This is a genomic window from Bacillus pseudomycoides DSM 12442 (assembly GCF_000161455.1).
Classification (GTDB): domain Bacteria; phylum Bacillota; class Bacilli; order Bacillales; family Bacillaceae_G; genus Bacillus_A; species Bacillus_A pseudomycoides.
Genome location: NZ_CM000745.1, coordinates 2,702,962 through 2,728,689, shown reverse-complemented (window position 1 = coordinate 2,728,689; position 25,728 = coordinate 2,702,962). Strand labels below are relative to the sequence as shown.

General features: G+C 36.1%; 24 protein-coding genes and 3 pseudogenes. 4 read left to right on the top strand and 23 right to left on the bottom strand.

Translation table 11 applies throughout. From position 1 onward, the window contains the following. Positions 1-112: 112 nt before the first annotated feature. The 4 genes from pulA to BPMYX0001_RS13725 form a co-directional block, all read right to left on the bottom strand. Positions 113-2,683, bottom strand: a complete 2,571-nt coding sequence (gene pulA / locus BPMYX0001_RS13740) for a type I pullulanase (RefSeq protein WP_033798996.1) — start codon at positions 2,681-2,683, stop codon at positions 113-115. Positions 2,684-3,247: 564 nt separating this feature from the next. Continuing rightward, complete coding sequence (locus BPMYX0001_RS13735) at positions 3,248-3,742, bottom strand: hypothetical protein (RefSeq protein WP_006095407.1); 495 nt, start codon at positions 3,740-3,742, stop codon at positions 3,248-3,250. A gap of 93 nt (positions 3,743-3,835) precedes the next feature. Further along, on the bottom strand, positions 3,836-4,318 hold the full coding sequence (locus tag BPMYX0001_RS13730) for a hypothetical protein (RefSeq protein WP_033798995.1): 483 nt from the start codon (positions 4,316-4,318) through the stop codon (positions 3,836-3,838). A 72-nt stretch (positions 4,319-4,390) separates the two neighbouring features. After that, on the bottom strand, positions 4,391-4,894 hold the full coding sequence (locus BPMYX0001_RS13725; RefSeq protein WP_033798994.1) for an SMI1/KNR4 family protein: 504 nt from the start codon (positions 4,892-4,894) through the stop codon (positions 4,391-4,393). 444 nt (positions 4,895-5,338) lie between these two features. Here BPMYX0001_RS13725 and BPMYX0001_RS13720 point away from each other — a divergent pair, with 444 nt between their 5' ends. Next, positions 5,339-5,962 (top strand): ImmA/IrrE family metallo-endopeptidase, encoded by a 624-nt coding sequence (locus tag BPMYX0001_RS13720; protein ID WP_003207559.1) that lies wholly within the window; start codon positions 5,339-5,341, stop codon positions 5,960-5,962. A 489-nt stretch (positions 5,963-6,451) separates the two neighbouring features. Here the strand turns inward: BPMYX0001_RS13720 and BPMYX0001_RS13710 are convergent, their stop codons facing one another. Continuing rightward, the gene (locus BPMYX0001_RS13710; RefSeq protein WP_006095403.1) at positions 6,452-6,994 is read right to left on the bottom strand and encodes a tubby C-terminal domain-like protein; all 543 of its coding nucleotides are present in this window, start codon (positions 6,992-6,994) and stop codon (positions 6,452-6,454) included. A 144-nt stretch (positions 6,995-7,138) separates the two neighbouring features. Beyond that, positions 7,139-7,336 (bottom strand): annotated as a pseudogene (locus BPMYX0001_RS13705) (GNAT family N-acetyltransferase); the annotation flags it as partial. A gap of 349 nt (positions 7,337-7,685) precedes the next feature. On the opposite strand from BPMYX0001_RS13705, the gene BPMYX0001_RS13700 reads away from it, so the two are divergent. The 3 genes and pseudogenes from BPMYX0001_RS13700 to BPMYX0001_RS13695 form a co-directional block, all read left to right on the top strand. After that, the gene (locus BPMYX0001_RS13700; protein ID WP_006095401.1) at positions 7,686-9,215 is read left to right on the top strand and encodes a sialidase family protein; all 1,530 of its coding nucleotides are present in this window, start codon (positions 7,686-7,688) and stop codon (positions 9,213-9,215) included. A gap of 175 nt (positions 9,216-9,390) precedes the next feature. Beyond that, on the top strand, positions 9,391-9,531 hold the full coding sequence (locus BPMYX0001_RS33120; protein ID WP_006095400.1) for a hypothetical protein: 141 nt from the start codon (positions 9,391-9,393) through the stop codon (positions 9,529-9,531). A 194-nt stretch (positions 9,532-9,725) separates the two neighbouring features. Next, positions 9,726-9,974: pseudogene (locus BPMYX0001_RS13695) on the top strand (IS4 family transposase); the annotation flags it as partial. Between the two features lie 231 nt (positions 9,975-10,205). Here the strand turns inward: BPMYX0001_RS13695 and BPMYX0001_RS13690 are convergent. The 17 genes and pseudogenes from BPMYX0001_RS13690 to BPMYX0001_RS13615 all read right to left on the bottom strand — a co-directional run bounded on the left by BPMYX0001_RS13690 (position 10,206) and on the right by BPMYX0001_RS13615 (position 25,728). Beyond that, positions 10,206-10,643: a DoxX family protein gene (locus tag BPMYX0001_RS13690; RefSeq protein ID WP_006095397.1), complete on the bottom strand. Its 438-nt coding sequence runs from the start codon at positions 10,641-10,643 to the stop codon at positions 10,206-10,208. Positions 10,644-11,196: 553 nt separating this feature from the next. Beyond that, on the bottom strand, positions 11,197-12,003 hold the full coding sequence (locus tag BPMYX0001_RS13685; protein ID WP_244268583.1) for an alpha/beta fold hydrolase: 807 nt from the start codon (positions 12,001-12,003) through the stop codon (positions 11,197-11,199). Between the two features lie 119 nt (positions 12,004-12,122). After that, positions 12,123-12,452 carry a hypothetical protein gene (locus BPMYX0001_RS13680; RefSeq protein WP_240517004.1) on the bottom strand — a complete coding sequence of 110 codons (330 nt, stop codon included), beginning with the start codon at positions 12,450-12,452 and terminating at the stop codon, positions 12,123-12,125. A gap of 55 nt (positions 12,453-12,507) precedes the next feature. Then, a pseudogene (locus BPMYX0001_RS30885) lies at positions 12,508-12,624 on the bottom strand (immunity 22 family protein); the annotation flags it as partial. A 119-nt stretch (positions 12,625-12,743) separates the two neighbouring features. Next, positions 12,744-13,313 carry a suppressor of fused domain protein gene (locus BPMYX0001_RS13675; RefSeq protein ID WP_003202662.1) on the bottom strand — a complete coding sequence of 190 codons (570 nt, stop codon included), beginning with the start codon at positions 13,311-13,313 and terminating at the stop codon, positions 12,744-12,746. Between the two features lie 69 nt (positions 13,314-13,382). Beyond that, entirely contained in the window at positions 13,383-13,811 is a 429-nt protein-coding gene (locus BPMYX0001_RS13670; protein WP_006095393.1) for an SMI1/KNR4 family protein, read from the bottom strand. A 149-nt stretch (positions 13,812-13,960) separates the two neighbouring features. After that, positions 13,961-14,467, bottom strand: a complete 507-nt coding sequence (locus tag BPMYX0001_RS13665) for a hypothetical protein (RefSeq protein WP_240516999.1) — start codon at positions 14,465-14,467, stop codon at positions 13,961-13,963. Between the two features lie 143 nt (positions 14,468-14,610). After that, complete coding sequence (locus tag BPMYX0001_RS13660; RefSeq protein ID WP_033798990.1) at positions 14,611-15,078, bottom strand: DUF6985 domain-containing protein; 468 nt, start codon at positions 15,076-15,078, stop codon at positions 14,611-14,613. A 59-nt stretch (positions 15,079-15,137) separates the two neighbouring features. Next, entirely contained in the window at positions 15,138-15,326 is a 189-nt protein-coding gene (locus BPMYX0001_RS13655) for a DnaB-like helicase N-terminal domain-containing protein (protein WP_033798989.1), read from the bottom strand. Further along, positions 15,323-16,195, bottom strand: a complete 873-nt coding sequence (locus tag BPMYX0001_RS13650; RefSeq protein WP_006095390.1) for a DnaD domain-containing protein — start codon at positions 16,193-16,195, stop codon at positions 15,323-15,325. The genes BPMYX0001_RS13655 and BPMYX0001_RS13650 overlap by 4 nt, the downstream gene beginning before the upstream one ends. Before the next feature lie 278 nt (positions 16,196-16,473). Continuing rightward, positions 16,474-16,818, bottom strand: coding sequence for an immunity protein Imm33 domain-containing protein (locus BPMYX0001_RS13645; RefSeq protein WP_033798988.1), 345 nt, complete (start codon positions 16,816-16,818; stop codon positions 16,474-16,476). A 313-nt stretch (positions 16,819-17,131) separates the two neighbouring features. Next, positions 17,132-18,601 (bottom strand): TROVE domain-containing protein, encoded by a 1,470-nt coding sequence (locus BPMYX0001_RS13640; protein WP_006095388.1) that lies wholly within the window; start codon positions 18,599-18,601, stop codon positions 17,132-17,134. Between the two features lie 788 nt (positions 18,602-19,389). Further along, positions 19,390-19,668 (bottom strand): hypothetical protein, encoded by a 279-nt coding sequence (locus BPMYX0001_RS13635; RefSeq protein ID WP_018766753.1) that lies wholly within the window; start codon positions 19,666-19,668, stop codon positions 19,390-19,392. Beyond that, positions 19,643-21,277: an SWIM zinc finger family protein gene (locus tag BPMYX0001_RS13630; RefSeq protein WP_033798987.1), complete on the bottom strand. Its 1,635-nt coding sequence runs from the start codon at positions 21,275-21,277 to the stop codon at positions 19,643-19,645. Before BPMYX0001_RS13630 ends, BPMYX0001_RS13635 begins: the two co-directional genes overlap by 26 nt. After that, positions 21,253-22,359: a VWA domain-containing protein gene (locus tag BPMYX0001_RS13625; protein ID WP_033798986.1), complete on the bottom strand. Its 1,107-nt coding sequence runs from the start codon at positions 22,357-22,359 to the stop codon at positions 21,253-21,255. The genes BPMYX0001_RS13630 and BPMYX0001_RS13625 overlap by 25 nt, the downstream gene beginning before the upstream one ends. Then, entirely contained in the window at positions 22,349-24,661 is a 2,313-nt protein-coding gene (locus tag BPMYX0001_RS13620) for a DUF5682 family protein (protein ID WP_033798985.1), read from the bottom strand. The genes BPMYX0001_RS13625 and BPMYX0001_RS13620 overlap by 11 nt, the downstream gene beginning before the upstream one ends. Then, a complete protein-coding gene (locus BPMYX0001_RS13615) occupies positions 24,622-25,728 on the bottom strand; it encodes an ATP-binding protein (RefSeq protein ID WP_006095383.1) in 1,107 nt (368 codons plus the stop codon). The genes BPMYX0001_RS13620 and BPMYX0001_RS13615 overlap by 40 nt, the downstream gene beginning before the upstream one ends.

Sequence of the window (25,728 nt, the reverse complement as noted above, 5' to 3'; positions counted from 1 at the left end):
GAATTAATTTATTAATAGGAGTATGAGTGTTTCTACCTTTTACTTTATAGCCTATGATAAGAATCCTGTTTCTCTCCAGATATGGTTAGTGGATGTTTTAAATCATCTATTCTTATTTAATCGGTTTCTCTGTTTTTAAAACAAATGAACTTAATGCGGGAACCTTAATCTTATTATCATGGAAAACATACAGCACTTTACTTCCTGCACGTTCACCATCTACTAGCACTTTCCAAGGACCTTTTGATGGAAGAGTAATTTCCACCGCTTCTCTATTCGCATTGTGAGCCACAACAAAATAATCGTTTTTATTACCATTTGCTTTGCCATCTAATGTATAAGCTACAACATTTTTTGGCGCATCAATGAACGTTAGATGTTTTTTTATTTGTTCAACAGATGTCATGCGAAAAGCTGAATGGTTGTTACGCAACTCTATTAAGCCTTTCATATACTCTACTTCTTTATCAAATGCTGCACGGCGCACCCAATCCATTTGGTTAATAGAATCAGGAGATTTGTAGCTATTATGATCACCATATTTTGTACGCATGAACTCTTGGCCTGCATGCAAGAATGAAACCCCTTGCGATGTTAATATGATGGAAGAAGACAACTTGTGCATTTGTTTACGTACTTCCTCACTGTCGCCAGGATTAGTCAACTGAAGCTTATCCCATAATGTATGGTTGTCATGTGCTTCAACATATGTCAGGACCTGCTCAGGATCCTGATAAGTATACACTTTTTTATCATAGTCCATACCAGCCGTAATTCCTTTTTTAATGCGTTCTTCCATGTTTTGCATTCCGTTCACAAAACCATTATCCTTATCCCCGAATACGCTTCCTTTCAATCCATCACGAATATCGTCATTAAAATGAGCGATCCCTTTCATTTTCTCCGCATTTTTTTGATTTGCTTTTAACTCAGGCGCTAGAGGCGTATTTAAATCCCAACCTTCTCCATGAAGAATAATAGAAGGATCAATTTGATTAATGGCTTTACGTATCGTATTCATTGTTTCGACATCATGAATACCCATCAAATCAAAACGGAATCCATCTAAATTATACTCTTTTGCCCAATACACGACGGAATCTATCATAAATTTCCTCATCATCTTTCGTTCAGAAGCCGTATCATTCCCTACTCCTGTTCCATTTGCGAGTGAACCATCCTCATTGTAACGATAATAATAACCTGGAACTAACTTGTGGAAATTGGATTCAGCCGCATTGTACATATGATTATATACAACGTCCATCACAACACGAAGATTATTATCATGAAGTGTTTGAATCATCTGCTTTAATTCAGTAATTCGAACAGTGGGCTCATAAGGATTAGTAGAATATGAGCCTTCTGGTACATTGTAATTTTTCGGATCATATCCCCAGTTATATTGTGGTTCGTTTAATTTTTCTTCATTTACTGAAGCATAATCAAATATCGGTAAAAACTGGACATGAGTAACACCAAGATCCTTAATATGATCAAGACCTGTTTTTACGCCTTCGGGTCCTCTCGTTCCTTTTTCTGTTACACCAAGATATTTTCCTTTTTGTTTAATACCACTTTCAGGTTGAATGGAAAGATCACGTACTTGTAACTCATAAATAATAGCATCTTCCGGATTTTTAAATTTCGGCTTTTTGTTCCCCTTCCAATTTTTTGGATTTGTTTCTTTTAAATCAACGACTGCACCTTTATCACCGTTAACAGAAGCAGCACGCACATATGGATCAACGGCCTCAGTCCATTTGTCCCCAATCTTCACCTTATATGTATAAAAAAGGCCTTTTTGATCACCTGTCAGTTTTGCAGTCCAAGTTCCTTTTTCACCTTGATCCATGCTTATTTCAGTACCTTTTTCATCATTCCATTTTTTATAAGTAACCAATTTTGCCTCGCTCGCAGTGGGAGCCCACAAACGAAACTTTGTTTCCTGTGGCGTATATATATTACCTAAATCACTACCATCATAATAAAATAAATGATCGAATTCCTCGCTACGAATTACTTTACCAATTTCAGTATTAGCTTCAATGGAATTTCCCATTTTGATTTTGTATGTTTTTTTAAAATCAAGATTCTTTTCTGTAATGATTTTAACCTTATTAGTACTATCTCCATCATTTGTATCATAAGGACTAACTTTCTCAATGTTAACGCCCTCAATTTCAATTTTTTGCTCCTTAATATTGAATGGAGCATTGGTAGTTACAGTGATTTCATTGAAGCTATCAATGGTTGCTTTCTGAATAGAAAGTTCAAAAGAAGGCTTAGAATCGTATACTTTATCATCGCCCGAAAGAACCCATACTTCAGCACGGCCATCCTTAATATTTTCAATCCAACGATCACCACCGTCTTTTTCCCATTCTTTCGTACGAACTATAAATCCTACACGATTATAGTCACCATCTATTTTCACCTTAGCATACTTACCAAACTCATCTTCCCCAGTAAATTCATAGGATTGACCATTCGTATTTTCAGCCCACATCCAAAGATTCCAATCTTTTGTATTTCCAGACTTCTCCTTATAATGAACGATAATTTCAGTTGTTTTCGTATTTGATTCTGCTTGTACACTCTGAAAAGAAAAACCAGATAATAGCATAGCAATTACAGTAAGTAATAAAAACGTCTTGTTTATTAATTTTTTTGTAATATACACTCCATTCACCCTTTCTTAAAATATTACGAATAATTCATTATGAGTAACCCTGCATAAGTTAATCTAAAAATCGCTTTTATAACACCTCCGTATTGAATGTTTTCACTTATGTATTTCAATGATCTTTTAATAGAAAAATCAAAGGTATAAAGGAGTAAGAAATTAACGAAAACGTTTGCATTAAATATCAAAAAAAATACTTACTTATTCCTTTTTATATCTCTAAATATCAAAAGATCATGAAAAACATTCTAAAGAAAACGTTTGTTATCGCTTTCAATTTTATAGCACGAACCATAAAGAGGTCAATATATTATTAATTTTCTGTTTTTACCCTATGTACATGTTGTTAACATGTACAGTTGTAACTCATTGAAGATAGTTAAGCGTGGACATATTATGACTTTAAGACTTCATCTCTGCGTCAACACATACTAAAATTCTCCCACATTACATAATAAAAACTCTCCTAAATACATTCACGTATTTAGGAGAGTTTGGGATTACTTTATTTTACAAGATTCATGTATTGAATCCTCTTTCTTTATAACTCGCTTGTATGAACTATCTCTTTTCAAAATAAGCGATGATTCTTCCATTACCAGGGTACTCTCCGTTCCAGCCACAAGGAAAGCCACCTGCTTTATAGATTTCAAACATAGTTTCAAAGAAATCATTCTTCTTCCCATTGATAGCACGGCTAAAAGCACAATTATTGAGATCAGCTACGACATCATTGAAAAATCCATCCATTCTAACTGCACTCTGCCTTACATGATTGTCAATAACCTCTAACATAGTATGTAATTCCTTTGGTCTTTCAATTTCTGATAACCTATAATACACTCCCCGAACTTTACTCTTTTCTAACTCCCTTATATCTGTCCACGTGTATTCATCTTCACCATATGCTTCCTCATAAGCGAGCAATTCCGCTTGCTGCATATCGTTAACGATAGCTATTTTATTCGAAAGTTTTTTGGTTAAAGAAGCAAACTGAAAATCTTTTGAGAAATCTACTACCTCTTGTACCAATTCATTATATTCCTCACCGTTCATTCCTTATTAAACCACCTTTCTTGATGCTTAATTACACCTCATTGAGACCATTCATAAACGAAACGCTCGAAAACTGTTCTCAAAAATCATTACCTATTCTTTTTCATATAATGATATTAACTCCCGTTTAAAATCTTCATAGAGTACAAAAGCTTCTTTTAATATTTCTTCTAATTCTTCGTAACTACGGAAAACAGGCATCTTTATTCTCATACTGGGATTTATTAATAACCTCGGGTAAATACTCCAAGGACTCCCTAATCGAACTTCGCCATTATAATAAGCAACCCAAATGAATTCTGTCATTCCATGTTCTAGACTAATATTAAACCAGATCATATATTGCGGTGAATGATCAACGACTCCTACTTTAAAAAATCTCTCTTTATAATCAAATGTTACCTCATATCCAAAATGTTTCAGTACTACTATCACTTTTTGAATGTTGTAACTTCCTAATCTATCATCGAAATCGTTAGAATTCTCTCGAAATCGATTAGACATCGCTTGATATCTATCAATAAAATTTATTTTTTCTAAAACCTTTTTTATTTCTGGCTTCATTTCTATAGCCATACTTATCGTTTCACCCATCTCATTTCAATATTATATTTTTCATTACACATATTACTCTTTTCTTTCTCCAATTTATTCATCATCTTCATCAGCATATAATTTACTTAGAAATTCGGTAAATGATTGAGCTACATAAAATACATTTTCCCTCGCCACTTCCTCTGCCTCTTCTGCTGTGATTCCTTCGCTTTCCATCAGCATTTCTTTTTCCCATGCATCTTCATGCTCCCAAAAAACGACTATTGGATTCTCTTCATGGTTTTTATAATCAAAACAAATTAAGTTTCCAGCTGGATCAAAAGCAAACGGGATTAATCCATTTGGTAATGTATCATTGAAGTCATTATATACATCTGCAATATACTCACCACTATTTTCATCAAAAGATAATAACGTACCAAACACTCTTTCTATTCCTTGGACGTCAAAAAGTTCTGGTTCCACATTTGCTCCATTATTCTTCGATACACACTCAACATACTCATGAGGAAAATTAAAGCCTAATTCTTCCCCAATTTTCTTTACATATTCATCACTTACAGCTTCATCAGCAAATTGCCATTCTACTTTACTCATTTCATTCCATCCCCCAGTCACCTAAATCATTTCCATAATGTATATCTAAAATAACTAACTGCACCGTATTACTCTATTTTTATTTTTAAATTCTTTATTAATTCAACAAGTGAATTTTTTTAAGCCTACAAATTATTAGGCGTAGATTTTTCAGAACCTATTCTGGAAAATGTCCCCTTTAAAAATCCCACTGTAAATTTAGGTAAGTTTGTAGAGGTACGTTTAAAACAAATGATATTTGATGGTCCATCGTTGCAAGGTGCTAACATAAAGTTACGCTATCCCGTAGAAAGAACTATAACCCCAATCCTTTTCTATGGCTCCGTTTAAGTCTATCATTTTGCATATAATTTGTAACTTTTAGTAGGAACACTAGTTTTTTGTACAAGCCATACTTTATATCTTTGAATATTTTATAGTATTACAATAAAAGGAGATGAAAGAATGGTAGTACCCTGTCTAATTTTAGACGTGTATATTACACCAGGATCAGATATGACCCAAGACCTTTTTATCAATCAAATTGATTGGGTTAATTATGTTTATGGAGTCCCTAATACTTTCTACGGAGATCGAACACCAAATCCATGTAACATCGATATAAGATGGCGTTTTAGGAATGACCAAGGAGAAGCGGTTATGTCACAGATCAATGACCCATTTGTTGATCAAGATGTACTCCAATGCATCGGATACGAGGACCTCAATGAATATTTTCAATATTGGTTGAATGTTAGACCGCCAGGACCAGGACCTTATGGACAAACTGATACACTGGATATTGCTGTATATTTTGTACAAGGTCCATTTGCAGGTGGTTTTGTAGGATGTGCACCTTATAACACTCCTAATGGTCCAGTTATCGTAATATCAAATGCTCCTGAAGGACAATTCCGATTCGGACAAACTCTCGCGCATGAATTAGGACATGTTTTATTAGGACCGGAACATGTAGACGATGAAAACAACCTTATGTATGGAGGGGCATCGGAAAATGCTTATAGACTGACACCTGAACAGTGCGCGCAAGCAAGTAATAGCCCGTATTTTCGAAATTGCCCAGAATGATGACACGAAAACTATGTAAAAACCAAAGAAAGGGGTGATTAAAATAAAAAGACATCATAGAAATCTTAAGCGTAGTCTAAATAATAGTTTTTTGATACCACCTTCCAATAATGATTGCAATGGTCCACCATCTAATACCCCCCCATCCTCCAATAATGATTGCGATTGTCCACCACCAAATATTCCACCAGGTAATCCTCCGTGTATTCCAGTCCCGGTACCACCTCCTAGTCAACCTAAAAATTGTTAAGTGTATCCACTCAAAACTTCTTATCGAATGATACAATATCGGGACACCCTAGCTGGTCTTAGCCAGCTAGGGGCAGCAGAGACACCAAATAATCATATTGATTTCTGAACTACATAATTCATAGCGCATTAAATAACGTTTTATAGCTTTTAATTTCTCTTCAATTGTAAATTTATCCATAAGAAAAGCAACTCACTCAAAAAAAAAAACAAATCGGATATATAATAATGCTTTTAAATTTAATGCCCCGCAGCATGTAAATATGAATGGAATATACCTATCAATAATAAAACTTTATCTTTATAAGATTCCTCTAATAATTTAAAAGTAATATTAAAAGGAGGCTTAATAGGCTCTTTCCATTCTGCAATAATCAAATTAGTATTTAAATTGGTTATTTTTGCCCATTCAAAAGGTCTTTGATTTAATTCATACATTTCTCCTGCAAATTCAAATTTAGTTATTTCACCAAAATCAAAGGTCTTTTTATCTATTAAATGTATTTGATATTCTTCTCTTTCAGCATAATAGTTAAGAAAAAATTGTGTTCTTTTTCGAAAATCTATATCCTTTTTCGCTTTTAATTGTAAATTCTCTTTAGAATCATATATCTCATATTCCAAAAAATACGTCCCTTTGAATAATATTAAATCTATTATCCTTATACACTGATTGCTATACGTTTTTTTTATTGTACCTATTATATTGTTGTTCTCATCATATATTTGTGTTGGTTTAACCGAATAAAAACTTCTCCATTTATAATAATACAAAATAATCACCTCTTAATATTTGTATATAAGGTTTTTGAATATTATAACATAAGAAAAGAACAACTTTATAGCTGTCCTTCGTTAACATAACACCACTTACCAGCAGTCACTATATCTAAAAACTTAAAAAAGTCCCTTCAGATCTTCGAAGGGACCTTTCTTAGCTGTTTCAATCGTATTTTCTAAAAAAATACGAGTTTCATCTTTATTTTTGTGTACCTCTCGAAGTACATATGTAGTTGTTTGAAGATCCGAATAGATTTCAAATAAATCATCTAAATCATGAAAATCTAGTTTTTTTAATAAAAGACGCTTTGTTCCTAATTTGGGAATTTCATATGTATTTTCCATACTCTCACCTCAGTTAATCGTTATTTTTATATTATATATCTTATTCATGTGAAGTTTACATAACCTATCATTATCAGCAACAAAAAGAGATTGGGTACCTTTTAGACATCCAAAAGGTACCCAATCTCCTTTCTTCGTTGACATAATCGAGGATTATCAGCAATCTAACAACTCTTGGATTCTATTAAAAATGTGCTAATGAAGAAGAATAGAAGCCCATTCCTTTTTTTGTAATAACCATATGATAGAAGTACATTGGTTCTTGTCCAAAAAGAATGCGACCTCAAAACCACAATAAATTCAAGCATGATTTCAGAACCAATGAATAACTAAAAAAGGTGGGGAAGTTATGTACTATAAAGGAAACAAGTACAAAAGTTATAAATATAAAAGTAAATGTACAGATACAATCGAAAATAGGGAAGATGATTGTCATGAAAAAAAAGATTCCGATTGTAGTGATAAGAAACATGATGACGCTTGTTCTATACTACTAGAGAGACAGGTTAATAATCCGGCAAATGATGTAACTAATTTTCCTCGAATCACCCAAAGTGAGACAAGCATTGCCCATTTTAAAGATTTTATACTTTATGGATTTAATGATAGTAATGCTGGTACAGGAGGACTGGGGACTTTTAGTTTTTCAGGCTTTGCTTTTTCCAATGATTTAGGTAATACCTGGACTGATGGTGGTTCTCTTCCGGTAAATCCAGGGGGTTTGAATTCCGGTGATCCTGTTATAGCTGTTGATAGAAATGGTGTTTTCTATTATGGTCAAATCGGAATAGAAACTATTGGGAGTGTTATACAAGGTGTTATCAGTGTTTCAACAGGAACCATTACTCCGAACGAAACAATCACAATGAATGCGCCTCAAGTCGTTGGACGCGGGCAAAACCCTTCTGCGAATATTAATCAAGATAAGGATTGGATTACAGTAGGTCCCGATGCTGATAATCCAGGGAATGAAGCACTATATATTACGTGGACTGATTTCACTGCTACTCCGAGCCCTAATATTCGCTTTTCAAAATATACTACTGGTGTCAACTTAACTCCAATTATTACAGATCAGATTATTGTCACTGGTGGCACTAATTTTATTCAAGGGTCTTTTGTGGTCGTTGATGATCTCGGAGGTATCTATGTCTTTTATGAAGAAATATCGGCATTTAATACTTTGGGGCAGCCAAACAGGACCATTCGTATGGTTAAATCAACTGACGGTGGGAATACTTTCCCAATTAACGTGGCAGTTTCAACTCCATTTGCTGCAGCCGCAACTGATACAGCACTTTGTGGCCGCCCATCTATCGGTGTTGATAACACCAGAAGGATTCGTATGAATGAATTCCCTCATGCAGCGATTGGACCAGATGGCACTTTATATGCCGTATGGAACGCTGGCAGAGTGGTTGGAGATACGACCTTTATTGATATCTTTTTAGCTTATAGTACAGACAAAGGAAATACTTGGAATAGAGTGAATGTTACTTCAAATACTAGAACTTTTCCATTCTTCCCGTCCGTTGCAGTTAATAAAAATGGAGCCCATATTCAGTATAATCGTTTTAATGACCGTGGAGGCACTCTTGCCGGTATAGGTGATGGGACATTTGCGATATTTTTGAAAAGCTTTTCTCTTTGTAATGGATTAAGTAAAGAGAAAATGGTAAGTACTGCATTTTCTCCAGTGCCGGTTACGAATCCAAGCCCTGATACTGCCAATTGTTATATGGGGGATTACAATCAAATTATTGCTGGTCCCGGGAACTGCTTACTTCACTCTTGGGGTGATAATCGTAATGTTATTATTCAAGGCGCTATTCAACGGGATAATCCTGATGTTTTTTTTACCATAACAACCCCAGATTAAAAGAAATATGACTGTTGTTGTGAATAGGAAAAAATAATCCTTGTTTACTGGTCATTAAAAATTTCAGAGCCTTTCTCCAACCAATATCAAAATGTCTTTCTATAAACTAGATCATCCTTACAAAAATGTAAAGGCAGCAATATAATATATATTTGAAAAAAGGGAGGTTATGTCGATGGATTGTAAACCTTGTGAAAATAATAACGAAATTAAAAATGATTCCTCGAACTATACTAAATTTATTTCTGCAGCAGTTCCTGATCACATCATTTTTAAGGAAGTCGATACGAATTTATCTCAGGAAGAGAATAATTAGTTTTCAATATAGACGGTATAACAGAAGCCTAGCTTCTTATTCAGAACTTGATACCCCAAAAAAATTATTGATCTAATAATAAATCCCTTTTAGAGGTATCTCCACATCCATCAACTTAAGGATTTAGACTAATTTTGAAGTTAAACGCACGTTACTATTCTCTTATGTTAATGAGAAAGGGGGACGTGCTTTTTATGAATATACATCAAAAACAAGAGTTGTCTTTATTTTCCGAAGAGTTATATCGATATATGTCTCCTGCTACACTTAATCAATTAGCCATAGAAGTGGTCGAAATGAAACGAAAACGTAAATGCCATGGGCACCATTTTTTATCTTTGTGTGTATGGTTAAATCAGCAAATCGCTACTACTTCTCTGACTCAACTTTGTAGTCAATTAGAAACTTCAATAGGAATTTTATTAAGTCCTGAGGGACTTAATTGACGATTTAACTCGGTGTAATTTTGAAATAAAGTTTGATCATTTCTACCTATGTTGTTCCACAATCGCACCCTTTAATGGAATACCAAAAAGAAAAACACAGATGCAAATAAGCTTATTATCTTCTCTTACACTAGTAATTAGTCCACCTACATTATTTCGCATTCTTTTGAAAATAAAGCCTCCTAGTTCTTTTATATAAAACTTTAATTTCTTGTTTGAGAGATTTGATTAACAATTTGGCTCAATGCCTCGTTTATTGGTGTAGAAGATGCGGCTTTGTGGTCTCAACGCCCATGAAGCGAAATTGAGTGCAGCATATGAAAGCGGAAGGATAATATGAAACCCGTAATCACCATAATCGTTAGCAAATGCATGAGATAAAGCCGCACCAGTCATTAAAAAGAAGATACCAGCGTGAGCCCATTCTTTAAGCCGAGGAAAACCTGGCACAACGAGAGCGATGACTCCAAGCACTTTCCAAATTCCGAGAATGGTCAAGATGTATAATGGGTAACCAAGATTCGTCACTAACTCGACGTTTCCCCCATATTGCATCAGTTGCCCGATACCACTTAACATAATAGCTGCTGCGAGTAGTAATGTGACCGTCCAATAAGCAATCCTTTTTCCTTTTGTTTTCATCCTTTTATCCCTTCCTTTAATCATTGATTTAAAAATGAAATACCATTACTGTGGTAGTTCCTTACAACTCTTCACATTCGTCAGGACAATCGGCTTAGCGTTGTAAATCCGCATTTTCCTGACGGTTCCCCTATTATATTGTCTCTTCTTGAAATCTATTTTCATCCTCACGTTTTATTCCTGTTTCTTTTATATAGGATTCAATGTACTTGTTTAATTGACTATTATCGTTTTAGGTTACTTGATGATGATGGAAACATATATTTATACGGTCTAAGTGATTGTGATTCGGATTTTATCCCTTTAGACCATTATTATTATGTTTATGGCTGCACGGAAATTCAATATCGTGATGAAAATACTAAAATATATAAAACCCTTTAAAATCCTTAAATACATAGGTGTAGCTTTTATAAAAAGATTGATCAAAAATACCTCGCAAACCTACATTTTATGCTGCATAAAAAGAAGCCATTATGAAAAAAGTCTGACCAAAGTGGCTTATTATCCAGCACATTTAAGTTTAGTTTTTATAAAAAAGTTTGATCATATTTAAAATACTTAAGCATTCTATTCATTAAAATGCATCTATAAAATCATTAACGGTTTCACTCATTTCCTTATAACGAGACCAATGTAGGTAGTGATGACCTTCTAATACAACGAGCTTATTAGAAGGTAAATGGCTTATTTGCGTTTGATAAAAAGATACAATTGTTTTCCCATCTTCCGTCACTCTGGCATCTTTATCAGTAAATATCATGACAGGAATCTCTGAAGGAAATGACATATTAATCGTTTTATCGATATTATGTTTCATTTCATTTACTTCAGAAACTATATTTTTATTAGCTAGATTCCAGGCAGAAATGCTCTTAATCATCTTTAAATTATCATCAGAATAAGTTCCTTTATCCGTAATGGGAAGGTACTTCTCTGGATTCATATTTACTGCTAGCCTTGCAATTCCAGTCGGGGATAAAACGCTCAAATACCGGGGCATGGTTGGAGCAGGTTCATTAAAATACTCCACCACTTGCGGAAAAGTACAATCAATACCTATGATTGCCTCAATTTCATCAGGGTATTTATTAGCATAATACATGCTGTAAATGCCAGAAACGGAATGAGGCATTAATATGTATGGCCCTTCTATATGGGCTTTTTTAAGTGCGTCTCTTATTTCCTCTACGATGTTTTCAACTGTTCGTTCCTTATTTGTAATAGCACTCCAGCCATATCCAAATGTCTCTATCACTACTATTCTATTATTCTTTGATATTTCATTCATTAAAGGTTCATAATCCAATGCGGGTGCTGCCGTACCCGCACCACTTAATAAGACAATAGTATTTTCACCTTCACCCTTTGTATACACATGCATTTTCTCACCATTCACGTCAACTAATTGACCTAACGGAGGATATTTATTTCGTTCATTTAATAAAGACAAATAAAAACTAGCAAAATGAAATTTGCTAGTTTTTATTTATTTTGGGACTACTATTCATCGAAATCATTCCCAAATATTACATCATCAATTACTTCCCTGTCTTTTGCAATCCCTTCTATTGTCCCAATTAAATTTTTTACCATCTCAAGTGTAATCCATTCTTCCTCTTCATAAATTTTTATACTTGCTCCCATTGAAAGTAATTCCTCAGCACATTTCACTAAAGATCTCAATTGATCTGCATCATCATAATTACATTCCATTACAGGCTTTTCTGTTTTCATATTTTGTTTGATTTCACTTATCGATTTAGACGTTTTCTTTCTAATCAAAGGCAGATACTTATTAGAATTCGAATCATGAAGCACCACTACATTCACAGTAACCAACTTAACTATCCCTCCTCCAATTAAAATTCTATTATTCCATCAAATGTTGTTCGAATATAGAAGGTATACTATCCCCATCTTCTGTATATTTAATATTCGTATAGTTTTCAAACTCATCATTACTCTCAAAATTCCCAATCCATACTGTTACTTTTTCATTCATCTTATACTCCCCTTTTATTCTTTTGGCGAGGTGATGTTTCGGTTTTTTAATTTATCTTTTCTATGATATGTACTATTTCGTTTAAACCATAATAGACCTTTATCGGGACTAGCTAATCCTCAATTTATAGACTCCCTGCTAACATGAAAAGGATCCACATGATTCTCTTCTAATAATTCCTCAAATTTCTCTGTTCCGTATTTTAGAAAATATTCATATTCCGACTCCGAAATAAAAAATGCCAGCAACACTTTACCATCCTTTTCTGCATTTCCAGTCAGTACATAGCTGTATTCCTCTGGGAAAGCGAACGGTTCAGTAAAGTAAACTGCACTTTTATTGTATTTTCGAACAAAAGACTTATCAATACTTTCAATGCCACTAATTGCTGTTCCACGACCTATTTCTATTCGATTCGCTATACAATAAAATAAAGCATTTGCCAAAATATATCCTACACTACGAAATGCCCCATCAACTACCATGGAAACTTCAACATTATCCCCTACTATTTCTTCATATCTACTAAACCCAAGTGTATGAAAAACAAGACATTCTTCAAATACATTTTCATATTTCAAAATTTGTATACTCGGCATGTCCTCACCATTTTTAAATACTTCCCGGTCGATTGGCTCACCTAGGTATTTACTATAATGGTCATAATACAGCTCTCCATAATGAATCATTCTTTGAATTCCCCTTTATACACATGAATTTTTATTCTATTCCCCTGAAGGCTATATAACTGTTTAACTTTACTCCTCATATAAATAATCAAGAAATTCATTTATATTATTGGCTAAAAAATACATATTTTTCATACCGTCGTGCTCTTCATCATGAGCCCAATGAAAGATTTTTTCACAGTATTCCTCATTGATCCCCAAACATATTTGGTTACCGCCAGGATCATCTGCAATTGGTATAAATCCCATATCTAAAAGATCATCAAAAAAATCTATTATTTTATCCAAATTATCATACATACTCCCAATTCCATAGAAAATATTTAATACACTTTCTCCTGCATCATCAGAGATTTTATACATACTTGCCTTTGGATAGCCTCCATTATATTTTAATAAAAACTCTCTATAATATTTCGGTAATCGCAACTGATGTTTTTCCTCAAAAGCTTCTAACTCTTCTAATGATAATTTTTCATGAATCACTTCAATCTCCACCGTAGTTCCACTCCTTGGTAAATTATTTTCACCATCTCTTTTTGATTGTGTATCATCGGCATAAGTTCGTTAGACATATCCTCTTTCAGTAAAAATCATTTTTCTCTATTCTGTGATACTCTAAAAAACAAGCCGTTATCTTTTGCGTATTAATCCCACCACTTTTCCTCATCAGAAACCCATATATTTTTCTGCAAGTCAAATGATTGATTAGCATCATGAAAACCACAATAGGCAGGTAATTTTATACTTCCTCCATTTGCTTTATTCCAGCAATCAATAAACCATTCCACAATGATTTTTTCCTCATCTTCCGATATGATCTCATCGTTTTCTTCATAAAACTCCCAGAACTCGTCTGATTTATCATAAGAAAGGTTATAGTATGATATACGTTCGAGTAATTCATGACTTCCTGCAAAAACACTGCTATCGTTTCCTTCGTAAAAAACCTCACTTGCTTCTCTATTCATAGAAAACATCATGATAGAAAGGTCAAACGATCCGATAAAAATCATAAAATCTACTAACTCTATTTTACTGTAATAATTAAAATTAAGAATTTCCCTTATATTATGAATCAACCTTTCTGAATTTTTTTCAAGATTTTCTTTTACCGAGCTAATGTATGTATCTTTTGTAAACAATTCATTCACCTCATGCTTCATTTAAATTTAAATTTAAATTTAAATTTAAATTAAAACTCTTTACACATAATATAATTGAGCGTCTTCTTTTCTTCATCAATTTCATATTTTAAAAGAAAACTCTAAGCTATCTTTATATTACTTCACCCTATTCAAATCGCAACATCCTGATAGCCCACTTCGGTTACCTTTTCATTTATAAGAAGAAGACCTAAACCATTTTCCATATCCCATGTACAGTCGAAGGTGAGTCCGATCCCTCGACCTTCAAAAATACCCGCATACGGAACAACAATTCCAACTAAACTTATCCTATTAAGAAGTTGATCAGTTGTTTCAATTAAAGGATAATGTTCATTAAATTCAATATCATAACCAAGCTCATACCTTTTTTGTTTATAATAGTCTAAAATCGGTTGCAAAATACTTTGTTGCACTTGCTCCCAATTTTCCATCAATGAATCATATGATTCATATTGTTCTTTATCAAATCCACTTTCCTCTTCGCCATCTACCATTAACGCTATCTTAGCTTCCTTTCCACAAAACGTTATAGTAGTGTACCTTACCCATCCGTAATTATATTCAAGTTCACCAAAAACGGCATCGTTTATTATCATTTTAAGATCTCCTTTTTCTAATTCTTCAAGCTCCATCCAAAACTAGCATGCAAGTTAATCTACTTAAGTAAAATTATCTTGTCTAACTGCAGCCCGTCTTCCTTTATTTTTCGTATCGAATTGAATATAGTTTGATACACACCCATAGAAAAGTACCGCTCAATCAGGTGACACTCCTTAATTAGTTCACCATCAAGAAGCAAAGATCCTAACACCATTTGTTCCGCCTCGATATGTTGAATACTCACGGCTGCCACCCTTGTTCCTGCAAGAACTTCTGTAATTCTTCCTCAGACGGAACATTCTTCTTCCACTCTTCACACTCCTCCAAAAACTTCTCCGTCTCATAAAGAATAGACGGCTCCTTCTTTCGAAACTTCGCTGCTGCTTCCTCTATTTCACTGAGCTTCGTATATCCTTTCCCATGCCAATCTCGTAAAATCCCCTTCACATAAGCAAGCGTCCGCTTATTATTTTCATAGGCAATCTGAAGTGCCTTTAGTACAAGCTCCTCCGACAAATCCGTAACCCATTCACTTAATTCCTTCGCTGCATATGATGACAAACTACCGAAGTTTTGTTCATAAAATGTGAATACACTGCTACCTGGATTCGCTTTTTCTTCTACTTCTTCTACTTTCTCATCCTGTGCACAACCTTGAAAAACTTCTTGCGGAATCACATCAGATACTTCAACTGGCATTCCGAAATGTTCTAACAATAACGGAATATTCAACTCTTCCTCGAGGCATCTTTGAAGAAACATATGTACAAACTCTTTATTTTTCACAGTCTTTAACTCACGTAACACACACTTTTCTATGTTCGTATTTGTAACAGGGTTATAACGTAACCAATTTAGAACATATAACTCCTTCGTTTTCGCGTCATATAATATCTTTCCATACGCAACAAACCTTTGCAACAACTTCTCAACAGTTTCACGGTTATACCCCGTTTCCATCTCTACCAAACGTAGTGGCAGTGAGTAAATCCCGCATTGTGTCGTCTTCGAACATGTCAGCAAATACATATAAAAATAGCGCTCCTCTGGCGTTAAATCAAGTACAAACTCATCTTGCCAAAAATTCACCTGTACACTCCGGTATACTCCCATGTTTCTTCCTCCCGCCTTTTTAGTGGTAAATATAGAATTGGTTACTCCTTCTATATATAGGATTGCAGGCAGGAATTTGGTGGATTTATTTTATAATTTTTACTAGTACTAGAATGTTACTTTTTTATTTTTTCATAGTAGTTCTTGTAGTTGTTTTTTCTTTTGTTTATTTAATGATTTATTACTTGGTAGGGGTTTATAAGGGGGTTGGAAGGGGCTTATAAGGGGCTTGTTTGTCATCTACTAAAGAACTTATAAAATAGAGCTACATGAAAAAACTAGTTTTGTTTTATAAGTTCATTAATGGTCACTTCTTTATCGGCGACTACATCATAAAATCCAATATGAACTCCTTCTTCATATAGCCAGCATAGATCCGTTCCAAAAGGAGCTTCAAAAATCTCAAACATTACAGGGACGATTTTAAAAATAGATTCCGCGTTTAAGATGATAAAATTTTCTGCATGATTCACATAGTCATCAGTATCATCTATAGCATACAAATTCCAGCCATTTAATTGCGGGATAGAACTTTCTTGTCTAAATGAATATCTAACTGGTTTTCCAGCCAGAATATTTTTTGAAACGACAAAACCACCATACTCACTATTATTTATTTTCATTTTCAAACTCCTTAATACTGGAATTAACAGCATGCTTTATTAAAATTTCATAAACTAGTTTTATCTTATCAGTAGGCAATTTATTGTTTGTTACTATCCAGTTGCTTTTGTAGTTAATCTATCCTCGCCAAGATTAGCTAACGGCTCAAATCATAGAAATGGACGAGCAGCTCCAGGTAACCCTGCTTTCATTAGAAAATCATTGGTTTCTTAAAATAAAGATTATGAGTTTCTTTTTTATTGCATCATGGTTAACTAGACCTGCCGTTATCCTAATTATTCCGTCTTCTAAATAAAAAGAGTGTAACAAAAATTATTGATAATTTTCGATAGCTGAAATAAGGGAACCTGTTCCTTCTTCCGCATAATGAATGAAGTCCAAACATTTTTCACTCCAGCCACCGATTAAATTTGTTTTCTCTCCTACGAATTGTTGATTACCGTAACTATTTAAATTGAAAGAGTGAACCCAAACATCAGGATTCATTTCACGACGATATGTTTCAAGAAGAATTTGTGAAGAATTGTCTCCATACCTATCTCCGTACACTTGCTCATCAGAGAAGACAAGAATGCGGTCAACTTTGATTTTGTGATCTAATAAATATTTGATAGAAAGATGTAAGTTTGTTCCATATCCATGTTTATTAACTTCTGATAAAAATGTGTTCATGTTCTCTAAAATACCAGAACGGGTAGAAACATTTATCGCTTTGAAATCAGTTGCGAATACAGATGTAATAGAATTATCACAGAAGGAGTGTGCCATTGCCATCATTAGTGTAGCAATATCTGCACATTTAACACTCCCATCTTTTGAAACAGGATAACATGTCATAGATCCTGAGATATCTGCTGTCATAAATGTTGTTCCTGATAATCTCGGCATGTTTGTAACAGATGCTTCAATTGCGTCATTCAATATATCTAATAATTCGCTTCCTGCTTGTGGTAATTTTTCTTGCACAACACGATATGCTGAAAAAAAGCGAAATGGTAATTGTTTTGATTTTTTTACTCGCTCAGGATCGCGAAGAATGTTATATACTGTATCAATATTTGAGGCACCTGAATTTACGATATTGCGAAGGTTACGAAGTAAGGCCATATAACCCACTTTTCCGCTATCAATTAATTCTTCCCACACTTCTTTTTTGTTTCCTTTTTGAGAAAGCTGTGTTTCCCATGTATATGGTACTTGCAGTGTGTTTTCTAACAAACGTTTATAAAGTTCGTAACGTTCTGTTCCTTTTTTGGCAGATGGGCTTACTAAACGGAATACATCTTTCAATGTAACGTCTTTTCCTGTGCGATTGTATTTTGCTAATTGATATTCATCAAATGTAGAAAAGGCATCTGCTAACCCCTTTTTCAAAGAGTTTGGAATTGGATTTTTCCGACCATATACCCCTAATTGATATGCCATTATTTCTGTTACATCATCCGGACGCTGCGCAATACGAGAAACTGTTTGACGAGCATATTTACGACCTTCAGGGTGGTTTGCAAGTTCCACTGCTAATACATGTGTAACAGAACGCATGTAGAACACTTCACGTGCATAGACTGCTAAACTTGCAACAAATTTAGGGTCTCTGTCCATGATTTGTTTTGCAGTAGTAACTAATTCTTCGCTGTTATTACCATAAAATTTTGGCTCATTAAAGAAAGATGTTAATACCATCGTAACTAATTTATCTTTATCATACATTTTATAAGCTTTTCCGCCCTCTTTTGTATATGTTTGACGGCTTCCTTGAGAAGAATGATTAAACTTTGACATTATGATCTACCCCCAGAGATTTTTTGACACTGCTGGTTGAAATACAAATAAAAAAGGCAACGTATATACGTTGCCTTTTTTCACTCATTCCTAACACTTAAGAAATATTCAAAACAGGAATCGAATCCCACAAACACAATCCCTATATGACGAAGTAACTCCTACCTTAGTGTTATGAATCAAAGAAAAGTACGAATTCGGTGCGGACCTTTCCGCATCGATTAGGATCGAATCTATAGCACTTAATATTAGCAAACGAAGCATGGGCTATCTACACTGTTCCTGTTATATATAATGTTTAAAGATTTGGGAGATAAGCGAAAAGGCTCATTACGTTGCTCTACCACTGAGCTACCTTCCAAAATGGGAAGGATGGGATTCGAACCCATGACACACGGCACCCAAAGCGAAGAAATCCTTCTCTACACTGCCCAAATCTATTAAATATGAATTATAAAAAAGGGAGATAGGCGGAAAGACTCAATATGTTGCTCTACCAAACTGAGCTACTCCCCTAATGTTAATAAAACATCAGGGAAGGCAAGGATTCGAACCTGCGACCTACCGCGTGAAAGGCGAAGAAATTCTTTCCTACACTGCCCTTTTCTTTTTATCACTCATCGTTCTTACTATTATTATACTTGCAAATTAATATTTTGGCAATTATTAGTACTTTCGGAAAATCAGTACAATTTCTCCCCACTGCGAGCGTTTTCGTTTCTTCTTCAGCATACTTCTAGCGAAAACCTTTTTATTTAAATTCAATATTCATCTACTAACCCAGCTATTTATAAATGCAGCATTTCAGCCTTTATAACTTGAATATATTCCTGCAACTTACAAAATGCTTCTGTCAGTTTGTTTGTTTCTTCTTTATGAAGAAAGCGGGCCTTGTTTCGCTCTTCCTCTATGATAAGCACCTGCGTGGCAGCATAAGAAAGACCATACTTTTCGCATTCTCGTTTTATATCCTGAAAAAAGGAAAGAGGGACAGTCCCTGCTCCTGAGACAAGCATCTCATCTAGAACTTCTTCCAATTCATCAATTAGGCGCATTAACTCGATCATAGAACGTTCCCCCTTCACTCAGTGTAGTATTTATAATCTCTCCTGCTTCTGTATATAAAATGATAGGTGTAACAACGAGCTTTGTTCCTTCCTGATAAGGATGAACTAGCATTCTCTTTATATGCAACGAGTCCATATATATTTTTACAAGTCGAATCATTCGCTCATTTTCTGGTCGTTTCATCATTTGCATTTGCAATGTTTTCCCATTCTTATCGATAAGAGGTATGATCCATTTTTGTTCTTGCTTCTGAAACTTCCATTCTCCTATTTCAGCAACTTCGATACAAAAGATTCCTTGTTTATTTGCCTCTAACCTTTGCTCTTTTACTTTTTTTAATAGTTCTTCCCATGAGGTTAAAAAGAGAGATTGCCACTCTGCCACATTTGTTTTTCCTTCCACTTCTCCTACTGTCTGTGAGCTAGATGACAATTGAAAATCGACGTTAAGTTTTGCCTGCTTCAATCGGACAGATGAACGAGATAGTTCGTATCCTTTCCCTGCAATTCCCCATGGAACTTGCCTTTCATGGAGTTCTTCAGGAGTTGTGCTGCTCCCTTCATAAAACATGGGGCGCGACTGTGTGTATGTAATCCACTTTTCCTGTTCTCGATTATAGAAATAATACGTCACACCAACATAACCAGACTTCGTTTGCCAGCCAGATGCACCAAAAGCATGCAAAATAAGTGGTGGAACTTCGTAATATTCCGAACGAAACGGACTCTCTTGCAGATGGTGGCGTTCCAACAACAAAATGTGTTCATAAATCGCGGACACCGTTTGCCGATAAGATGCCATTTGAAAAGATGCATGCTTCATCCGATATAGCCCAATATCCGCCCCGAGCTTACGAAATAAATTCTCTAACTTTGCGAGTTTCAAAGAACGTGCTTTTACAGAAAGTTGTTCTATTTCATAGATTGTATTTTCGGTAAGGCGTGTTAATCCAAAGTGAACAATTTGCTCGATCATTTCTTTGAAAATAGATAGCTTATCCGGCGCAATGATAAGAGGATGCATCTGTTTCGTTTCGTGCGAGATTCCCTTCTCTTTTTGATACCAATATACCGCTTCCGCCTTATGCCGGCATATCCCCTCTGCTTTGCACGTACAGATCGCAGCCGCTACCGATTCAGCTGTTAGAAAGCGAACTGTTATATTCTCTTCTCGGAAAGTGGCAATTAAAGCCCCCTCTTCTTCTAAAACAAACTTTTGCTGAAATGTTTCGCGAAACATCATTTCAGCCCACATTTTTTCGGAGACAATATTGCGAACGTTCACATTCAAAAGAGCAGAGAAATCAACTTTTATGTTCTCTTCACCTTCGTACATCTTCTTTGCTTCTAATAGAGCCATAATGACATGTTTACAAATCGAACGGGCTTCACAACTACAAGAGTAACTGCGTATATCACCCGTAAACGTTACAGTAATTCCGTCATCAAGATGTATTTGCGCTGCACCCTCTTCTACGTCCATTTTGACATTTGATACAACGGCCAAATCCTTCATTGCTCTCTTATATGTTCCTTTGTTAGACATGGCAATTAAGTATGTTTCATCAATAGAGGAAAGAACATTTAAGAAATGATTGTTGCGATCCATTGTGCCAACCTCCCTGGTGTTAACGCCGCTACATGAGCACCGAGCGCCGCCATTTTTTTAGCTGCCTGTTTATCATAAAAAGGCTGTGCAGTCGGATCCAGAGATGTTAGCACGATCAGCTTTGCTCCTGATTCTACAATCTTCATCGCTTCTCGGTACATTTCATTGTAACTGCCACCTTCATATAAGTCTGTTACAAGCACGACAATTGTTTTATGAGGCATCTCGATTTTATTCGTTGCGTAGCGCAGCGCCTGAGCAATATATGTTCCTCCCCCAAGCTGTACGCTCATAAGCGTTTCCACCGGGTCGTCAATACGATCCGTTAAATCAACAACAGCTGTATCAAAGATGAACAGATCTGTCTTAATCGTCGGTAAGCTTGCAAAAATACCCGCCATAACTGCGCTATGAATAACAGAATCAATCATACTTCCGCTCTCGTCTACTGCGAGGATCACACGCCATGGGCTAACGTGCTTCGTGGCAGCATAAAAGTACGGTTTTTCAATATGAATGGCGTTTGTTTCCTTGTCAAAATGCTTTAAGTTCTTTCGAATCGTTTTCTTAAAATCAAAGTTGCGCATCGTGCGAACGCGACTAGAACGATTTCGATCTGGTCTACCGCTTAATGCGTGCTTCACTTCTTGCTCTAAATTACGCCGCAACTCCTCAGCGACTTTCGCTACAATACGTTTAGCTGTGTCTAATACATCCGGTTTTACATAATCTTTAAATTGTAAAATGCATTTTAATAAATTCATATTCGGCTCCATTTTTTCAAGCGTTTGCTTATCTTGCAATAGAGCCGTTAATTCATACTTTTCTAGCGCATGATTTTCCATAATCTCAATGGTTTCTTTCGGAAATAACTCCCGCACTTTCGAAATCCAAGTCGGCACTGTTAGCTGAGAGGGATCCAACGACCCGCCGCGTTCTTCTCCGCGTTCTCTCTCGTACAAAAACTCCAGTACCTCATCCATTGCTCTGTATGCAGGGTCTTCTTCCTGAAATGTGATTTGGTCATCTGCATGTTTCCCAAGAACAAGACGCCAGCGATTTAAAGAAATGTTATTCTCCATCTTCTAGCCCCCGTCTCATTAAAATTTCCCGTGCCTTGCGATCTAACTGTATTGCATACGTCAGCACTTCTTCGGAAATTGCTTCTTCTTTTATCACTTCTTCTGTGGCTCCATATAACCGCGCAATCTGTTTAGCAATCGTATCCACCTCAAGCGGCGTGAATTGACTGAACAAGAGGCGCAAATGCGGCAATACTTGTAAAAATGTCTCTTCATCAAGTTCTTCTAGAACATGAGACATTCCGTCAAGCAGCGATTCGTTATATAAGAAGATATCTTTTGCGCCAGCAAACAAACCATTCAAAAATATCGGAGCTTGCTTTTGCATATCGCCACTTCCATAAAAATATCCTTCTGCCACTTGCATTACCTCATCGATTTTCCGCTTCCCTAAAGAAGTTAACAGCCCAAATACTGCCCCTTCTACTTGGCTTTCTCGTTTTTCCCTTTGCAAATAAAGCTCCAGTGCTTCAATAAATTGCTGGTCTGCAGGCTGCATTGTATACAAATCAATAAGTTTTTCCGCAGTAATTGCTGGTTCGCCCCCATCTAAAACAGAAAATAACGAAAGTGCTTTATGTCTAGCATGATCCGCTTGCTGATTTTCTTTTTCTATTTGTGATAAATAGTAAGCACAATCTGCCATAGAAGCAAAATCTCCATCCGCCTGTATTGCTTCATCTATAAACTGATTGTACATAGCGAAATCGGAAAACAAACCACTTAAGTAGGCTTCTAGCAATAAAAGAGCCACCTCTCCCGCACGCACTTTCGCCTTATACAGCTTTGCTCTTAGCATTTCCTGCGCGGCTTCTCTCACCGTTCCGCCATACACAGATAAATCAATAAGAGCACTTTCCACCTGCGCTGAGAAACGATATTTCCAAGTTTCTCGTATAAGATTAATATTCTGCTTTCTAGCTAGGTTCGGACCGCGCAGCTTCTCGCAAAACGGAACTCCTAAAAAAGCGAGGCAATGAAAGAACTGACTTAAACGCAAGTGCCTTTCTTTCTTGTATATGTCAAGAATCGTCTCCTGTGGTACAGTAGAACGTGCCGGAAGACGAAACGAACGAACAGAAGCACGAAAATCATGCACGAGCGGCGGCACATCCGCTTCTTTTGACAATTTTCCGCGCTTCGTCCCTTGCAAACTCTTCTGAAGCAGCGTTAAAGGTTTATCTGCCGAGAATATCTCACCTTTCACAAATGCACTACGCACTGCATCCATCAGTTCATACAATCCAGGTTGCATCTTTCCCCGAAGCAGTGCAAGTTCACGTATCATTCGCGCAGCTTCAATCTTATCTGCCATTGATATTCCTTCTGCCTTTAGCTGTCTAGCAATTCGTATCATAAATTGCTCAGCTACCGCTTCATCCCTGTTCTCCCAAATATGTTGGTAAAAAGCAGGTGCAGGCATACCGCTCTCATAGCCACGCATCTGATCGCTTTCCAAAAAGGAATACGGCATAAGATAGTTTTTGGCATACGCTTTAGATAATGGGCTTTTGGACAGCTTTTTCTTTTTCTTTTTCCCTTCCAATTCAAGAAGCCCTTTCACATGAAAGCCTCCGGTAATAACGAGCACCTTGTCATACACTTTACGCGCTTTTTCAATTTCCTTTGCCATGTGTATCTCCCTGGCTTCGCATCCGTCTTCTGTCAACATCTCCTGCGTATAGTCCGCGCGCGTATAATAACAATAATCGAAGAGCTGACGGACAAACTCCTCGCTTGTCATATGAAAGCCTTGCAACTCAAAGTATTTCTCCCAAAATTCATGAAAGCTTCGGCACCCCGTTTTTTCCGAAAGCATACGGACATATTGACTGTGCCGGAAATATTGCTCGTCATACTTCCCATTCTCTTCCTCATTTTTCGTTGCAAACAAATATTCTTTATAAGGAAGATCAATAAATGAAACTGGAATATTGCGCGCAGCTCCTTCCCGCAGCGCGACAAGTTCCGGTGAATAGTCGAGAAAGGGATAGTACGCACGGTACTTTCCACTTTCTCCTCTTTCAAGCACATCCGTTTTATCATCATAACTGCAATATATACAAATTGGAGCCTCACTTTCTGCACTCACAATATGCGGAATAAGAGGGTTGCAATCTATCGGTCCTTCTATAAGAATCGCATCCGGTTTATAGAATTTAACGATCTTTTGTACATGAAAAGAGCACGCAGGACTATGATGGCGAATCGGCACATATACGACATTGTGATCTAAATTGTAAGCTCTTTGAAACAATGCATTTACTTCAGCTGATTGCGAGCTTCGAAAAACGACTTCCATACCTCTCCTCCTACTTGACCTCGCGCCCTAACGATGCTTGTAAAGTAACTGCGCAGCTTTTCTAAATCATCCTTGTTTTCTTTCGCAATTGTGCCCGATAAATACCGAACAAGCGCATCCATCTTCACTTGTCCGCTTCCATAATAATACGCATCCATTGCGCTTTGATAATATACCGATACTGCTTCTGCAGTACTCATAACAGAAGATGGCTGATCGATTCGTTTTCCTTCAGCAGTTACACCTTCCCGTAGTTCATGAAAAACAGTCGCTAACAGCTGAACAACCGTCTCATCCACTTTGGGTGTGATGCCTGATGCTCCTAATAAGCGCGTTACTTGTGACTCTATTATTTTTGCTTCAAGCTTTACATCCTTAATCGGATGCACCGTTTCAAAATTAAAACGACGCTTCAATGCACTACTCATCTCATTCACACCGCGATCTCGTGTGTTAGCCGTCGCAATAATATTAAATCCAGGCTTAGCTGTAAGAATTCCTTGCTCCCCAAACTCCGGAATATTTAGTACTTTATCGCTCAGAACGCTGATCAATGAATCTTGCACTTCCTGCGGACAGCGAGTCAATTCTTCAAATCTAGTTAATATCCCTTGTTCCATCCCAACAAAGAGAGGTCCTGGCACAAGCGCCCCCCTTACAGGCCCTTTCGCAAGAAGAAGTGCATAGTTCCACGAATACTTAATCGTATCTTCCATCGTAGCAGCTGTTCCTTGCACAGTGTTACGGCTATTTCTGCATATTGCGGCAGAAAGCAGCTCGCTTAGCATCGTCTTTGCTGTTCCTGGCTCTCCGATTAACATAAGTCCTCGGTTTCCTGCTAATGTGACAATTGCTCGTTCCACAAGCGCATCATTACCATAAAACTTACGACTAATTTCCACTTCTTTTCCTTCTAAAAGAAGCGGTTCTTCTTGTCCAATAATAAACGTCCGAACGGCACGCGGTGACAATCGCCAGTTAGGTGGTTTCGGAAACGAATCATTCGCTTCTAACGCATTCAATTCTATTTCATATAATTCTTCCATTAATGGTTTAATAGACTGCAT

Excerpts from the sequence above, each read along its gene's own strand:
- BPMYX0001_RS13735 (WP_006095407.1), bottom strand. The coding sequence starts at position 3,742 with ATGAACGGTGAGGAATATAATGAATTGGTACAAGAGGTAGTAGATTTC.
- BPMYX0001_RS13730 (WP_033798995.1), bottom strand. The coding sequence starts at position 4,318 with ATGGCTATAGAAATGAAGCCAGAAATAAAAAAGGTTTTAGAAAAAATA.
- BPMYX0001_RS13725 (WP_033798994.1), bottom strand. The coding sequence starts at position 4,894 with ATGAGTAAAGTAGAATGGCAATTTGCTGATGAAGCTGTAAGTGATGAA.
- BPMYX0001_RS13720 (WP_003207559.1), top strand. The coding sequence starts at position 5,339 with ATGGTAGTACCCTGTCTAATTTTAGACGTGTATATTACACCAGGATCA.
- BPMYX0001_RS13700 (WP_006095401.1), top strand. The coding sequence starts at position 7,686 with ATGTACTATAAAGGAAACAAGTACAAAAGTTATAAATATAAAAGTAAA.
- BPMYX0001_RS33120 (WP_006095400.1), top strand. The coding sequence starts at position 9,391 with ATGGATTGTAAACCTTGTGAAAATAATAACGAAATTAAAAATGATTCC.
- BPMYX0001_RS13690 (WP_006095397.1), bottom strand. The coding sequence starts at position 10,643 with ATGATTAAAGGAAGGGATAAAAGGATGAAAACAAAAGGAAAAAGGATT.
- BPMYX0001_RS13685 (WP_244268583.1), bottom strand. The coding sequence starts at position 12,003 with ATGCATGTGTATACAAAGGGTGAAGGTGAAAATACTATTGTCTTATTA.
- BPMYX0001_RS13675 (WP_003202662.1), bottom strand. The coding sequence starts at position 13,313 with ATGATTCATTATGGAGAGCTGTATTATGACCATTATAGTAAATACCTA.
- BPMYX0001_RS13660 (WP_033798990.1), bottom strand. The coding sequence starts at position 15,078 with ATGATAATAAACGATGCCGTTTTTGGTGAACTTGAATATAATTACGGA.
- BPMYX0001_RS13650 (WP_006095390.1), bottom strand. The coding sequence starts at position 16,195 with ATGGGAGTATACCGGAGTGTACAGGTGAATTTTTGGCAAGATGAGTTT.
- BPMYX0001_RS13645 (WP_033798988.1), bottom strand. The coding sequence starts at position 16,818 with ATGAAAATAAATAATAGTGAGTATGGTGGTTTTGTCGTTTCAAAAAAT.
- BPMYX0001_RS13640 (WP_006095388.1), bottom strand. The coding sequence starts at position 18,601 with ATGTCAAAGTTTAATCATTCTTCTCAAGGAAGCCGTCAAACATATACA.
- BPMYX0001_RS13635 (WP_018766753.1), bottom strand. The coding sequence starts at position 19,668 with ATGATCGAGTTAATGCGCCTAATTGATGAATTGGAAGAAGTTCTAGAT.
- BPMYX0001_RS13630 (WP_033798987.1), bottom strand. The coding sequence starts at position 21,277 with ATGGATCGCAACAATCATTTCTTAAATGTTCTTTCCTCTATTGATGAA.
- BPMYX0001_RS13625 (WP_033798986.1), bottom strand. The coding sequence starts at position 22,359 with ATGGAGAATAACATTTCTTTAAATCGCTGGCGTCTTGTTCTTGGGAAA.
- BPMYX0001_RS13620 (WP_033798985.1), bottom strand. The coding sequence starts at position 24,661 with ATGGAAGTCGTTTTTCGAAGCTCGCAATCAGCTGAAGTAAATGCATTG.
- BPMYX0001_RS13615 (WP_006095383.1), bottom strand. The coding sequence starts at position 25,728 with ATGCAGTCTATTAAACCATTAATGGAAGAATTATATGAAATAGAATTG.